This is a genomic window from Rhodococcus sp. OK611, from assembly GCF_003050885.1.
GTDB classification, from domain to species: Bacteria; Actinomycetota; Actinomycetes; order Mycobacteriales; family Mycobacteriaceae; genus Rhodococcus_G; species Rhodococcus_G oryzae.
This window is the reverse complement of the sequence record NZ_QAOZ01000003.1, coordinates 87,271-101,599: the sequence shown is the minus strand read 5'-3', so window position 1 is coordinate 101,599 and position 14,329 is coordinate 87,271. Positions and strand designations below refer to the sequence as shown.

Genomic DNA, 14,329 nt, shown 5'->3' with positions numbered 1-14,329 from the left:
TTCCTTGAATCAGCGCTTGCGCTTGGGCTTGGTGGTCTTGCCGCGATTTCCTTGCGGGCGCGCCCCCGGCTTCGGGGCCTGGCCGGGGGCCGCGGTGGTACCGCTGCCCGCGTCGGCCTCGTCTGCCGGCTCGGTGTCGGGGGAGGACTCGGCCACGGACGCGGACTTACGCTTCTTCGCCTGGTCCGGTCGTGCACCGGGCTTCGGTGCGTTGTCGGCGCGACGTTCGAGCGCTGCCTTCTTCTTCTCCTCTTCCTCCGCATCGATGCGACGGAAGACCAGGTGCTGCTGTGCATAGGTCCAGATGTTGTTGGCCACCCAGTACAGCAGGATGGCGATCATCAGGAACGGACCACCGACGAGCACGCCGAGCGGGAAGACCCACAGCGCAAGCTTGTTCATGATCGCGGACTGCGGGTTGGCCGCGGCGGCCTCGCTCTGCCGGGCAACCGAGGCACGCGAGTTGAAGTGCGTGGCGATGGACGCGATCACCATCAGCGGGATCGCGACGGCCGCGATGTTGAGCACGGTCGGGACGGTGCCGTACTGACCGAACGTCTCGAGCTGTGCCTGGGGCGTGGTGATCGCCACCGAGATCGGCGCGCCGAACAGTCGGGCCTCGAGGAACGACTGGACGTCTGCGGGGCTGAAGAAGTAGTTCGCGGTGTTGGCGTTGTCCTCGACCGACATACCGAGCTGGCCGTAGCCGGTGCCGGTGCGGTTGAACGAACGGAGCACGTGGAACAGGCCGATGAACACGGGGGCCTGCAGCAGTACCGGAAGGCAACCCATGATCGGGTTGAAGCCGTGTTCCTTCTGCAGTTTCTGCATCTCCAGCGCCATCCGCTGGCGATCCTTGGAGTACTTCTTCTGCAGCGCCTTGATCTGGGGCTGCAACTCCTGCATCTGGCGGGTGGTGCGCACCTGCTTGACGAAGGGCTTGTACAGGATGGCACGCAGCGTGAACACGAGGAACATGACGGACAGCGCCCACGTGATGCCGCTGTTCGGCCCCAGGAACGGGATCGCGCCGAACACCTTGTGCCAGACCCACAGGATCCCGGACACCGGATAGTAGATGAAGTCGAGCACGGCTCTATGTACTCCTCTGTTCGTCCACTTCGATCAGACAGTGGGGTTGCTTGCCAGTATCTCTACCGGATCGCGCGGCTCCGACGGTCGCAAGGGTTTCCTCACGACGGGGCCTGCGCGGCGGAACAGGATCCCAGCCTCCAGGGTGCCAGGGCGCGCATTTGAGAAGGCGCACCGTGGTCAGTCCGAGGCCGATCACGACTCCGCGCTCACGCAGGGCGTCGACCGCGTACTCGCTGCAGGTGGGGGTGAACCGGCAGGTTGGCAGGCGCAGGGGCGACACATAGCTGCGATACAGCTCGATGACGAAGATGAGTGTTCGCGCGGGGGCACGCCGCACCGCCGTCCACCAGGACGGGGGGCCACCAGAAGCTTCGGTCATACCGAATTACCCACGCTGACAAGAAGGTTGAGTTTACGAAGACCGGACCTCAACTGCCGGTCCAGGTCCGCGGAGGACGCGGTCGCGGCGCCGGGAAGCGCACGGATCACCACGTTGACACCCTCGGGCATCTCGTGCACGAGGCCCGCACAGATATGACGAAGCCGGCGTGCGACTCGATGTCGAATCACCGCCGGCCCGACAGCCTTGCTTACCACCAGTCCGAATCGCGGACCCGGGTCACTCACCAGTGCGTCAGCATTCGCCCCGGCGAGAGCGTGGACAACCACATCTCGCCGGGCCGCCCGCTGACCTCGCCGAACGGTGGACGCGAAGTCCGCCTTCCGACGCAACCGGTGCGGCTCAGGTAGCACCCCGAGCTCCCGAAGTCTGGATCAGGCGGTGAGGGTAGCGCGGCCCTTTTGGCGACGCGCAGAAACGATGGCGCGCCCGGCACGGGTACGCATACGGAGACGGAAGCCGTGAACACGCGCGCGGCGTCGGTTGTTCGGCTGGAACGTCCGCTTGCCCTTGGCCACGGTGAACACTCCTCATAGATAATCGGCGCCGTTCGACGCCATCTGTAACTGAAAATTGGTGGTCCCCGGCGACGAAATCCCGGCGGATGTCCAGCAGACCGAGATGGCCAGCAGGCAACCGCCACCTCGACTTCGGGTGACTGTACGAGGGTACGCAGCGCCGGACGCAAGGTCAAACCCGGACGCCCAGGGACACGCCACGCCCCCGAGGATGCTTGTGTTCGACCGCCGAGTGTGCCGTCACCCCGCCCACCCGAACCGCAACCACGACGGCCCGGGCCCTGTAAGCCAACTAACACCCGCGAATCCGCGAATCGGCCCGGACGCCGCCCCTCGGCCGGACGACAGGATCGCCCGACTGCCGCCATCGTCGCAGGTGAGGTACGTGCAGTTCAAGATCAACCGCGCGAGGGGCAGCCTCTACTCACAGCCCTGTGCTTTATCCACATCTGTGGATAATTGTGTGGAATTACAGATCAGGTGGCATATTCGTAACTCTGTGCGGGGAAGTTATCCCCAGGGTGGGAGAGCTCGGCCAACATCGTGATGAGCCCTGTGCGTCTCCCTCCCACACGATGTGGGGAGGGACGAAGTTGACCGAGGAAGCAATCACCCTGGAACAGGTCTGGGTGGATGTGCTCACCGAGTTGACGTCGGATGAACCCCCCGAAGGCGGGCCACAGCTGACCAAGGCGCAGAAGGCCATGCTGGCGCTGGTGCGCCCGCTGACCCTGGCGCAGGGATTCGCGTTGCTCTCGGTCCCGTCGTCGTTCGTCCAGGAGGCGATCGAGCGGGACCTGCGCGAACCGATCCTGCAAGCACTCAACCGGCATATCGTTGCGGGCGTCGAGGGGCTCGGTGTCCGCATCGCGCCGCCGTCCGCCGACCCTGTCGAATCGGTTCAGCCCGTGCCCGCGTCCCCGGCGCCACCGGTCGCCGAGGAGGTGTCGGGCGAGGACTCCACCCCGAGCGTGCCGACGTTCCGCCGCCGGCGCATGAGCGCGGCCGAGTCCGACCAGTCCGAGTCCGAGACGCTGGACTACGAGGAATTCGACGAGGACCGCGAGGCCATCGCCAGTGTGAACGAATCGTGGCCGTCGTACTTCACCAAGCCGCCCGCCGACGCCCCCGCCGCCTCCGGCGGGAACAGCCTCAACGCGAAGTACACCTTCGACACCTTCGTCATCGGCGCATCGAACAGATTCGCCCACGCCGCCGCGGTCGCCATCGCCGAGGCGCCCGCCCGTGCCTACAACCCGCTGTTCGTCTGGGGCGCCTCGGGTCTTGGCAAGACCCACCTGCTGCACGCCGCCGGTCACTACGCGCAGCGACTGTTCCCCGGGATGCGGGTCAAGTACGTCTCCACCGAGGAATTCACCAACGACTTCATCAACAGCCTCCGCGACGACCGCAAGGTCGCCTTCAAGCGCCGGTACCGCGAGACCGATGTGCTGCTCGTCGATGACATCCAATTCATCGAGGGCAAGGAGGGTATCCAGGAGGAGTTCTTCCACACCTTCAACACCCTCCACAACGCGAACAAGCAGATCGTTGTGTCCTCGGACCGCCCGCCGAAGCAGCTGGCGACCCTGGAAGACCGGCTCCGGACCCGGTTCGAGTGGGGCCTGATCACCGATGTCCAGCCGCCCGAGCTCGAGACGCGCATCGCGATCCTCAGCAAGAAGGCGCGGATGGATCGCCTCGACGTGCCGCACGACGTCCTCGAGCTGATCGCCAGCCGGATCGAGCGCAACATCCGCGAACTCGAGGGCGCGCTCATCCGCGTCACCGCGTTCGCGTCGCTGAACCGGCAGCCGCTCGACCTGACCCTGGCCGAGGTGGTCCTGCGTGACCTGATGCCGGATTCGACGAGTCTCGAGATCAACGCGGCGACCATCATGGCGGTGACCGCCGAGTACTTCACCATCAGCATCGAGGACCTGTGCGGTCCCGGCAAGGCCCGCCCGCTCGCCCAGGCCCGGCAGATCGCCATGTACCTGTGCCGCGAACTGACCGACCTCTCGCTGCCCAAGATCGGTCAGACGTTCGGCCGCGATCACACCACGGTGATGTACGCGGACAAGAAGATCCGCAAGGAGATGACCGAACGGCGGAAGGTATACGACCAGGTCCAGGAGCTGACGGCCCGGGTCAAGCAGCGTTCCAAGCGCTGACGCTCCCCCCTGAGGTGATCCCGCCACGTGCGGAAACCGGACTACCCGCACGGCGCCCGCAGGTAGTCCGGCCGCGGAACAGGTAGTGCACTACGCGTGCGCCGCGCCCCCACGATGACGACCATCGTTATAGGTGGGGCGTGCGCCGCAGGGGGTCGCACGCCCCACACCTCTTTCCGCCGGATCCGTGTCACCTGGGCAACTCCGTGTCGTCACAGGAATGACAGCCCTCCACCGAAACGGTCATTCACCCGCCGCGGCGCGTTCGACCGTTCCCGTCGCCTGTCCGCGGACCCGCCGAGCCCGCGACTCGCCGTCTTTTGTGATCTTCATGAAAAGTACTCACACCTGTGGACAAACATGTGGACAACCCCGTGAACCTGTGGATGAATCGGGGTCGAGTCGTGAACAACAAAATCTCATCCACAGCAGACCCCGATCTGTCCACGTTTCGTACCTGGACTGATCCCCACGGCGCCACACCGGCGGACCAGCGGATTACAGGCTTCGTCCACAGAATCCACAGTGCCTATTACTACTGCTGATCTCTACTTGTAATTCGCTCTTTGAAAACAGGTCCTGTGGACCACGGCTGCTCACACCCGACCGAACCGGCCCGCCGACCCCGCTTCCGGCGTGGCTTTCGGCTTTCAACTTCGCCGCGAAGGGCATACGGTGTGCTTCTGCCGTGTCACACTGCTGGCATCCGCAGATGTCCATGCCTACGGAGAGGATCAGCCGAGCGATGGAGCTTGGAAGTATGAAGTTTCGTGTCGCTCGGGAGGATTTCGCGGATTCCGTCGCGTGGGTGGCCCGCAGCCTCCCGTCCAGGCCTCCGGTACCTGTTCTCGGTGGTGTGTTGATCGCAGCCGATGACCAGGGTCTGACGATCTCCGGCTTCGACTACGAGGTTTCCGCGCAGGTACGGATCTCCGCAGAGGTATCCGTTCCAGGAAAATCCCTGGTCTCCGGAAAGCTGCTCGCAGACATCACCCGCTCGCTGCCTGCGAAGCCGGTCGATGTCACCGTCGATGGCACCCGAGTTCTCATTTCCTGTGGCAGCGCCAAGTTCTCGCTACCCACGATGCCGGTCGAGGACTACCCCCAGCTGCCGGAACTGCCACAGCAGACCGGATCGTTGCCGGTCGATGTCTTCTCCGAGGCCATCAGCCAGGTCGCGATCGCCGCGGGCAAGGACGACACCCTGCCCATGCTGACCGGTATCCGGGTCGAGATCGAGGGCACCAACGTGGTGCTCGCGGCGACCGACAGGTTCCGTCTCGCGGTACGGCAGATCGAGTGGACCCCGGCAAACCCCGATACCTCCGCGGCCGTGCTGATCCCGGCGAAAACCCTCTCCGAGTCCGCGAAAACCCTTGGTGGAGTCTCGAGTTCGCCGGTTGAGCTCGCATTTGGCGTGGGTTCCTCGGTCGGATCCGAAGGTCTGCTCGGCATTGTCGGCGAGGGCAGGCGCACCACCACCCGCCTGCTCGACGCCGAGTTCCCGAAGTTCCGCCAGCTGCTGCCGACGGAACACACCGCCATCGCCACGGTCGAGGTGACGCCGCTGGTCGAGGCGATCAAACGTGTGTCCCTCGTCGCCGAGCGTGGTGCCCAGGTCCGGATGCAGTTCTCCGCGGACGGGCTGCTGCTCGCCGCCGGTGGCGATGACGCAGGCCGCGCCGAGGAGGCACTCGAGGCCCAGTTCCTGGGCGAACCCCTCACCATCGCCTTCAACCCCGGATACCTGATCGACGGCCTCGGTTCACTGCACACCGAGCGGGTCTCGTTCGGGTTCACCACCCCCAGCAGGCCCGCCGTGCTGCGACCGGCCCCCGAAGAGGAGCCGGTGCCGGGTGAATCCGGCACGTTCGCTGCGCCCGAAACCGATTACACCTACCTGCTGATGCCCGTCCGCCTGCCCGGCTGATCCGGGAAGGCCGCCGTAGCAGCACCGACCGCGAGTGAAGGGACACCGAACAATGCAGCTGGGACTGGTCGGTCTGGGCAAGATGGGTTTCAACATGCGCGATCGGCTGCGCGCGCGCGGTCACGAGGTGATCGGTTACGACCCGCGTCCCGAGGTGACAGACGTCGAGTCGTTGGCCGCACTGGCCGGCGCGCTGCAGACACCAAGGGTGGTCTGGGTGATGGTCCCCTCCGGCACGGTGACCCGCGAGACCATCACCGCGCTGGCCACCGTCCTCGACGCGGGCGACCTGGTGATCGACGGCGGCAATTCCCGGTTCACCGAAGACAAGATCCATGCCGACCTGCTGGCAGAACACGGCATCGGGTACCTCGATTGTGGTGTGTCCGGTGGCATTTGGGGTTTGGAGAACGGATACGGCCTGATGGTCGGCGGCTCGGACGAGGACGTCGCCCGGGTGATGCCGATCTTCGATGCCCTCCGGCCCGAGGGTGAGCGGGCCGATGGATTCGTCCACGCCGGCCCGGTCGGCGCCGGGCATTACTCGAAGATGATCCACAACGGCATCGAGTACGGCCTGATGCACGCCTATGCCGAGGGCTTCGAACTGCTCGAGGCCGAAGACCTGGTCACCGACGTCCACGGCGTCCTGCGGGCCTGGACCAAGGGCACCGTCGTCCGTTCCTGGTTGCTCGATCTCCTGGTCAAGGCACTGGACGAAGACCCCAATTTTGCCGAAATCTCTGGCTACACAGAGGATTCCGGCGAAGGTCGCTGGACCGTCGAGGAAGCGATCAACCATGCCGTGCCGGCCCCGGTGATCTCCGCGGCGCTCTTCGCCCGGTTCGCCTCGCGGCAGTCGGACTCGCCCGCGATGAAGGCCGTCTCGGCACTGCGCAACCAGTTCGGTGGTCACGCGGTACAGCGGGTGTCGGAATCCGGATAGGTGTTCGTTCGTAAGTTCACGCTCCGGGATTTCCGTTCCTGGGACGCCATCGCGCTGGAACCCGGACCAGGGGTGACCCTGTTCGTCGGGCCGAACGGGCACGGCAAGACCAACCTGCTCGAGGCACTCGGCTACCTGTCCTCGCTGTCCTCGCACCGCGTCTCCACCGATGCTCCGCTCATCCGGTCGGGCGCGACCCAGGCCCAGATCGGTGCGGCGGTCGTCAACGACGGCCGCGAGCTGACGATCGACCTCGAGATCAACGACGGCCGGGCCAACCGCGCGCGGATGAACGGATCGCCGGTGCGCCGGCCGCGCGAGATCCTCGGCGTCCTGCGGAGCGTGCTGTTCGCGCCCGAGGACCTGTCCATGGTGCGGGGCGACCCGGGGGATCGGCGCCGCTATCTCGACGAACTGCTCTGCTCCCGGTTGCCGCGGATGGCCGCGGTCAAGGCGGACTACGAGAAGGTGTTGCGGCAGCGATCCGCCCTGCTCAAGACCGCGGGCGGCGCGCTGCGGCGCGGTACCCGATCGACCGATGGTGCGAGTGCCCTTGCCACCCTTGATGTTTGGGACGGTCACCTCGCGGCGCACGGGGCGGAACTGCTGGCAGGCCGGCTGCGGTTGGTCGCCGAGTTGGGCCCGCACGTCGCGAGCTCCTATCGCGGCATCGCCCCGGAGTCCCGGCCGGCCGCGATCCGGTACCGGAGCAGCCTCGGCGATTCGATGCCGCCCGAGCTCGTCGATCCGGACCACCCCTGGATCAGGGACGACGTCGAGTTGCTCGAGGCGAGCTTTCTCAACGAGCTGGCCGTGTCGAGGCAGCGCGAGATCGATCGGGGGGTGTGCCTGGTCGGACCGCACCGCGACGACCTCGAGCTCCATCTCGGTGATCAGCCGGCCAAGGGCTTCGCCAGCCACGGCGAGTCCTGGTCGTTCGCCCTCTCGCTGCGGCTCGCGGCGTTCGCGTTGTTGCGCGCCGACGGCGCCGATCCGGTGCTGATGCTCGACGATGTCTTCGCCGAGCTCGACCGCACCCGGCGGACCGCGCTTGCCGCGGTGGCTGCGGACGCGGAGCAGGTTCTCATCACCGCGGCCGTCGCAGAGGATGTGCCCGCGGAACTGGATGCGCGACGGTTCGGCATCGAGGCGGTCAGCACCGCGGCCGGGAGAATCTCACGACTCGTGTGAGCCCCCTATCATCGACGGACGAACGGAGGCGAGCGCGGATGACAGACGAGTCGAGCCCGACCGGGGGTCCGGTGCCGGAACCGGGACAGCCCGCGAGCACCGAACCGGTGCCCGAGCTGCGCGGAATCGACCTCGCCCGGCGGGCGCTGGAAGAGGCGCGCGCGGCCGCGAAGGCGAGTGGGAAGTCCGTCGGGCAGGGCAGGTCCTCGCCGAAGCCGCGGCTGCGAGCGGGCACCGGTCGACGGGGCTGGTCGGGCGCGGGACCGGACGGACGGGATCCGCAGCCGTTCGGGGCGTTGACGGGGTTGGTCGCGAAGAACCGGGGCTGGTCGCCGCGAGTGGCCGAGGGCACGGTCCTCGGCCGTTGGCCGCAGGTCGTCGGCGAGGACATCTCGGCGCATGCCGAACCGGTCGCGCTGCGTGAGGGCGTGCTGAGCATTTCCGCCGAGTCGACGGCTTGGGCCACCCAGCTGCGGATGATGCAGTCCCAGATCCTGGCGAAGATCGCCGCTGCGGTCGGTGACGGGATCGTGACGAGCCTGCGGATCACCGGGCCGAGCGCTCCGAGCTGGCGCAAGGGGGATCGGCACATCAAGGGCCGCGGGCCGCGGGACACCTACGGCTGATCGACCCCTAGATGTACGTATAACTCCGTGTTACGGTTACTTTGCCATACAGTGAATGACCCGTGTCACAGGCAGCCCGGGATCGGGTGCCGGAGGAGATTCCGATGTCCATCGAGAGCGTGCACGTCACCGCCGTCGCCGAGCCGGATCACATCCTTTTGCAGGCCCGTGATGTGGAATTCGACTGGTCTGACCTGCCGATGCACTGGATCCCGGGGGATCCGTTCACCACCCATGTCTTCAACGTGTTGCACCTGCTGCTTCCCGCGGGGGAGGACTGGTTCGTCGAGACGTTCAAGGAAGCGCTGCCGCTGATCGAGGACGAGAAGTTGCGGGACGACGTCGCCGGCTTCATCGGCCAGGAGGCCATGCACTCGCAGTCGCACGCGGGCGTCCTCGAGCACCTCAAGAAGCAGGGCCTCGACCCCACCCCCTTCACGTCCCAGATGGAATGGGTGTTCTTCTGGCTGCTCGGACCGCGGCCGTTCACCGCCCGGCGCGAAGAGAACTACCTGATCGAGCGCCTCGCCCTGATCGCGGCGATCGAACACATCACCGCCTTCCTCGGCGACTGGGTGCTCAACGCCAAGGGCCTGGACCGGGCGCACCCGCACCCGACCATGCTCGACCTGCTGCGCTGGCACGGATCGGAGGAGGTCGAGCACCGCAGCGTCGCCTACGACCTGATGCGCTACTTCGACAAGCGCGAATCCCGTCGTCTGCGCACCCAGCTCGTGGCCACCCCGGCGATCGTGTACCTCTGGGTTCGGGGCACCCGGTTCCTGATGGCGAACGATCCCGAGCTCGCCCAGTGGGCGCCGCACCGGCGCAAGCCTCACCTCTCCGATTACCTGGCCGCGGGCAGGCGAGGTGTCCTGCCCGGCCCGAGGGAGCTCGCCGTGCGGATGGGGCGCTACTTCAGCCGCTCGTACCACCCGTCGCAGGAGGGGTCCACCGCGCAGGCCGTCGCCTACCTCGCCTCCTCGCCCGCCGCCCAGGCCGCGGCCAAGTAGCGCCGAGATGACGACGATGAGCGCGGAACGGGCACGCAACATCGAGGGCAGGCCGCGAGACCTGCGCGGACGTGACCGCAACGACCGGGTGATGACGGCCCTCGGCTCGTTCGTGGACAGGTACCTCGGTGTGGTGGCCCGCTTCGACTACAAGCCGGAGCACGCCGGCCACAACCCGGACACCGCGATGACCCTGGTGGTGTCCGACCGGACCATCGTGGCCCAGGACGAGAACGTCGCGGCGCTGACCTTCGCCGCACCGGACGGCACCGAGCTGCCGGCGTGGCAGCCCGGCTGCCACCTGGATTTCCACCTGCCGTCGGGGCGTCGCAGGCAGTACTCGCTCTGCGGGGACCCGGCGGACCGGACCCACTACCGCATCGCAGTGCGCTCCATTCCGGACGGAGGTGGCGGCTCGATCGAGATGCACGGACTGCAGCCGGGGACCACGGTGACCGTCCGCGGCCCCCGCAACGGGTTCCCGTTCGTCGGTGAGGGGAAGGCGCTGTTCATCGCGGGCGGCATCGGCATCACGCCGATCCTGGCCATGGTGCGGGCCGCCCGCGAGATCGGGATGGACTGGCAGTTCGTCTACTCCGGCCGTTCGCGGGAGTCGATGCCCTTCCTGGATGAGATCGAATCATGGGATCCGACAAGGGTTTTCGTACGACCGGATGACGAGTACGGGATCCCGACAGAAGAGGATCTGCTGGGTCGCGCGGTCGCGGGAGGGGCCGTCTACTGTTGCGGCCCGACCCCCATGCTCGAGACCGTGCGCAGGGCGTTCATGGACAGCGCTGCGACCTCGCTGCACTTCGAGAGGTTCGGTGCGCCACCGGTTTTGGACGGATCCGAGTTCGAGGTCCAGCTCGCGAGGACGGGCGAGGTACTCACCGTGCCGGCCGACGAATCCGCCCTGTCGGTGATCAAGGAGCGGCTGCCCGGCGTCGGGTACTCGTGCCAGCAGGGATTCTGCGGCACCTGCAAGGTCCGGGTCATCTCGGGCGAACCGGACCATCGCGAGACCCGTCTGACCGACGAGGAGCGCGAGGATTCGATGCTGATCTGCGTGTCCCGATCGACCGGGTCCGAGCGCCTGGTCCTCGATCTCTGACGGTAAGGACTACCCAATGACCAACAGTGCCAATGATTCTCACTCGATCAGGCCGGCGGTTGCCCGCACCGTCCGCAGCGGTTCGGTCGAGCTGGCGGTATTCGAGCAGGGCAATCCGGCCGGACCGACGCTTGTGCTGGTGCACGGCTGGCCGGACACCCACCAACTCTGGGAGCACGTGGTGCCGCAGCTGACGGACCGGTTCCGGGTGGTCAGCTACGACACCCGCGGCTCGGGCCGGTCCACGGTGCCGACCGCGGTCGCGGACTACCGGCTGGAATTCCTGGCACAGGACCTGTTCGCGGTGCTCGATGCCGTCAGCCCCGATCGGCCCGTGCACCTGCTGGCCCATGACTGGGGATCGGTGGAGAGCTGGCAGGCGGTGTGCGAGCCGGGCGCCGAGCGCCGGATCGCGTCGTACACCTCCGTCTCGGGGCCCAACCTCGACCACCTGGGGACCTGGCTGCGTGCCGGGTTCACCAACCCGACCCCGCGAGGGGTCTACAAGCGCCTGACCCAGGCCGTCGCCTCGGCCTACACGGTGTTGTTCCAGACGCCGGGGCTCGGACCGCTGCCGTTCCGTCTCGGCATGTGGCGGATCTGGCCGGCCTTCCTGCGGTTCTTCGATGGCCTGGACCCGGCGCTCGTGCACCCCGCTCCGACCCTGCGCTCGGACATGATCACCGGACTCAAGCGGTACCGGGCCAACATCCGGCCCAAGCTGCGACACCCGGCGGAGCGGCGCACCGCCGTTCCGGTCCAGCTGATCCTGAGCACGCGCGACCGCGCGGTGCGTCCCGTCGGCTACGAGGACATCGATCGGTGGGTGCCGGACCTGCGGCGCCGCGAGATCCCGGCCGGTCACTGGTCCCCGATCTCCCACGCGGCCGACCTCGCCCGGCTGAGCGTGGAGTTCATCGACGCTGTCAGCGACCGGGACAGCGAGGACGGTACCGCCGCCAACTCCTGATCGCGCCACCCAGCTTCCGACCTACCGGAGAGGTCGAAAATGCGCCCACGGGGACGTCAGGGGTGTCATTGGCGGCCCCGACCACGCACGTGACAGTAAGATGGGCCGGGAACCCCGCGGCCGACGCTCGACAGGCCGCGACCGCCTTGGAGACGAGAAGGAGTGCAACCCGCCCGTGGCTGCCCAGAAATCAGACAAGAGCACTCCCAACCAGGACTACGGCGCCTCCTCCATCACCGTTCTCGAGGGGCTCGAGGCGGTGCGCAAGCGCCCAGGCATGTACATCGGTTCCACCGGTGAGCGGGGCCTGCACCACCTGATCTGGGAGGTCGTCGACAACTCGGTCGACGAGGCGATGGCGGGCTACGCCACCTCCGTCGGGGTCACGCTCCTGGCGGACGGCGGCATCCAGGTCGTCGACGACGGCCGTGGCATCCCGGTCGCCATGCACGCCTCCGGTGTCCCCACCGTCGAGGTCGTCATGACCCAGCTGCACGCCGGCGGCAAGTTCGACTCCGACTCGTACGCGGTCTCCGGCGGCCTGCACGGCGTCGGTATCTCGGTGGTGAACGCGCTGTCGACCAAGGTCGAGCTCACCATCGCGCGCGACGGTCACGAGTGGTCGCAGACCTACTCGATGGCGGTGCCAGGCGAGCTGGTCCAGGGTGAGGCCACCTCGCGGACCGGCACCACCACCCGGTTCTGGGCGGATCCGGACATCTTCGAGACCACCACCTACAGTGCGGAGACCGTCGCCCGACGGCTCCAGGAGATGGCCTTCCTCAACAAGGGCCTGACCATCACCCTCACCGACGAGCGGATCACCGACGAGGAGGTCGCCGCCGAGGTCGAGTACGAGACGGGCGAGACCAAGACGCCCGAGGTGCAGTCGGTGCGTACCCGCACCTACCACTACCCCGGCGGTCTCGAGGACTACGTGCGGCACATCAACCGCACCAAGCAGTCGATCCACAACTCGGTGGTCGGGTTCACCGCGAAGGGCACAGGGCACGAGCTCGAGGTCGCGATGCAGTGGAACTCCGGCTATTCGGAGTCCGTGCACACCTTCGCCAACACCATCAACACCCATGAGGGCGGCACTCACGAAGAGGGTTTCCGCGCCGCGCTGACCGCGACGGTGAACAAGTACGCCAAGGAGAAGAAGCTCGTCAAGGAGAAGGACCAGGCGCTCTCCGGCGACGACATCCGCGAGGGTCTGGCGGCGATCATCTCGGTGAAGGTCAGCGAGCCGCAGTTCGAGGGGCAGACCAAGACCAAGCTCGGCAACACCGAGGTCAAGTCGTTCGTGCAGAAGGCGTGCAATGAGCACCTCTCGCACTGGCTCGAGTCCAACCCTGCGGACGCCAAGACGATCGTGAACAAGGCCGTCTCCTCGTCGCAGGCCCGGTTGGCGGCCCGCAAGGCCCGCGAGCTGGTTCGCCGCAAGAGTGCGACCGACCTCGGCGGTCTGCCCGGCAAGCTGGCCGACTGCCGGTCCAATGACCCGAGCAAGTCCGAGATCTACATCGTGGAGGGCGACTCCGCAGGCGGCTCGGCCAAGTCCGGCCGCGACTCGATGTACCAGGCGATCCTCCCGCTGCGCGGCAAGATCATCAACGTCGAGAAGGCCCGTATCGACCGCGTCCTCAAGAACAACGAGGTCCAGTCGATCATCACGGCGTTCGGCACCGGCATCCACGACGAGTTCGACATCGCGAAGCTGCGGTACCACAAGATCGTGCTGATGGCCGACGCCGACGTCGACGGCCAGCACATCTCGACGCTGCTGATGACGCTGCTGTTCCGCTTCATGCGGCCGCTCATCGAGCACGGCCACGTCTACCTCGCGCAGCCGCCGCTGTACAAGCTGAAGTGGCAGCGGTCCGAGCCGGAATTCGCGTACTCCGACCGTGAGCGCGACGGCCTGCTCGAGGCCGGCATGCAGTCGGGCAAGAAGATCAACAAGGACGACGGCATCCAGCGCTACAAGGGCCTCGGCGAGATGAACGCCAAGGAACTGTGGGAGACCACGATGGACCCGAGCGTCCGGGTGCTCCGTCTCGTGACGCTCGACGACGCAGCCGCCGCCGACGAGTTGTTCAGCGTCCTGATGGGCGAGGACGTCGAGGCCCGGCGCAGCTTCATCACCCGAAATGCGAAGGATGTCCGCTTCCTCGACGTCTGATTTCATCCCATCGGCCGGGTCATGCATAGTGATGTGAGTCACAACGCATGACCCGGCTGATTTGGTTGTGGTGCCAGTGGTGTCAGTGATGCCGGTTACGCCGCAATTTTCTCGGCTTCAACTACCTGTATAACGAAACGATAACTTCTTGGGAACATTCAAATGTC

Annotated in this window: 13 protein-coding genes; 9 read left to right on the top strand and 4 right to left on the bottom strand. The window is 66.7% G+C overall.

Going from position 1 to position 14,329, the window contains the following annotated elements:
• Positions 1–9: 9 nt before the first annotated feature.
• From yidC to rpmH, 4 genes are read right to left on the bottom strand one after another with little or no spacing between them, the layout of a single operon-like run.
• Positions 10–1,092, bottom strand: coding sequence for a membrane protein insertase YidC (gene yidC / locus C8K38_RS04380; protein WP_097210750.1), 1,083 nt, complete (start codon positions 1,090–1,092; stop codon positions 10–12).
• A gap of 4 nt (positions 1,093–1,096) precedes the next feature.
• Positions 1,097–1,474 carry a membrane protein insertion efficiency factor YidD gene (yidD, locus tag C8K38_RS04375; protein ID WP_097210749.1) on the bottom strand — a complete coding sequence of 126 codons (378 nt, stop codon included), beginning with the start codon at positions 1,472–1,474 and terminating at the stop codon, positions 1,097–1,099.
• Entirely contained in the window at positions 1,471–1,848 is a 378-nt protein-coding gene (gene rnpA, locus C8K38_RS04370; protein WP_077039933.1) for a ribonuclease P protein component, read from the bottom strand. Before rnpA ends, yidD begins: the two co-directional genes overlap by 4 nt.
• Positions 1,849–1,869: 21 nt before the next feature.
• A complete protein-coding gene (gene rpmH, locus C8K38_RS04365) occupies positions 1,870–2,013 on the bottom strand; it encodes a 50S ribosomal protein L34 (protein ID WP_077043345.1) in 144 nt (47 codons plus the stop codon).
• A 593-nt stretch (positions 2,014–2,606) separates the two neighbouring features.
• Here rpmH and dnaA point away from each other — a divergent pair.
• The 9 genes from dnaA (at position 2,607) to gyrB (ending at position 14,162) form a co-directional block, all read left to right on the top strand.
• Positions 2,607–4,187, top strand: coding sequence for a chromosomal replication initiator protein DnaA (gene dnaA / locus C8K38_RS04360; RefSeq protein WP_257017159.1), 1,581 nt, complete (start codon positions 2,607–2,609; stop codon positions 4,185–4,187).
• A gap of 745 nt (positions 4,188–4,932) precedes the next feature.
• Entirely contained in the window at positions 4,933–6,117 is a 1,185-nt protein-coding gene (gene dnaN / locus C8K38_RS04355) for a DNA polymerase III subunit beta (protein ID WP_077043344.1), read from the top strand.
• 34 nt (positions 6,118–6,151) lie between these two features.
• The gene (gene gnd, locus C8K38_RS04350) at positions 6,152–7,063 is read left to right on the top strand and encodes a phosphogluconate dehydrogenase (NAD(+)-dependent, decarboxylating) (protein ID WP_306455717.1); all 912 of its coding nucleotides are present in this window, start codon (positions 6,152–6,154) and stop codon (positions 7,061–7,063) included.
• On the top strand, positions 7,064–8,254 hold the full coding sequence (gene recF, locus C8K38_RS04345) for a DNA replication/repair protein RecF (protein ID WP_097210746.1): 1,191 nt from the start codon (positions 7,064–7,066) through the stop codon (positions 8,252–8,254). It begins immediately after the preceding gene.
• Positions 8,255–8,292: 38 nt separating this feature from the next.
• Positions 8,293–8,880 (top strand): DUF721 family protein, encoded by a 588-nt coding sequence (locus C8K38_RS04340; RefSeq protein WP_097210745.1) that lies wholly within the window; start codon positions 8,293–8,295, stop codon positions 8,878–8,880.
• Positions 8,881–8,984: 104 nt separating this feature from the next.
• Entirely contained in the window at positions 8,985–9,893 is a 909-nt protein-coding gene (locus C8K38_RS04335; protein WP_097210909.1) for a metal-dependent hydrolase, read from the top strand.
• Between the two features lie 7 nt (positions 9,894–9,900).
• Positions 9,901–11,007 (top strand): PDR/VanB family oxidoreductase, encoded by a 1,107-nt coding sequence (locus tag C8K38_RS04330; protein ID WP_373560235.1) that lies wholly within the window; start codon positions 9,901–9,903, stop codon positions 11,005–11,007.
• Between the two features lie 16 nt (positions 11,008–11,023).
• Positions 11,024–11,977: an alpha/beta fold hydrolase gene (locus tag C8K38_RS04325; protein WP_097210744.1), complete on the top strand. Its 954-nt coding sequence runs from the start codon at positions 11,024–11,026 to the stop codon at positions 11,975–11,977.
• A 175-nt stretch (positions 11,978–12,152) separates the two neighbouring features.
• Positions 12,153–14,162 (top strand): DNA topoisomerase (ATP-hydrolyzing) subunit B, encoded by a 2,010-nt coding sequence (gene gyrB, locus C8K38_RS04320; protein ID WP_097210743.1) that lies wholly within the window; start codon positions 12,153–12,155, stop codon positions 14,160–14,162.
• Positions 14,163–14,329: the final 167 nt, after the last annotated feature.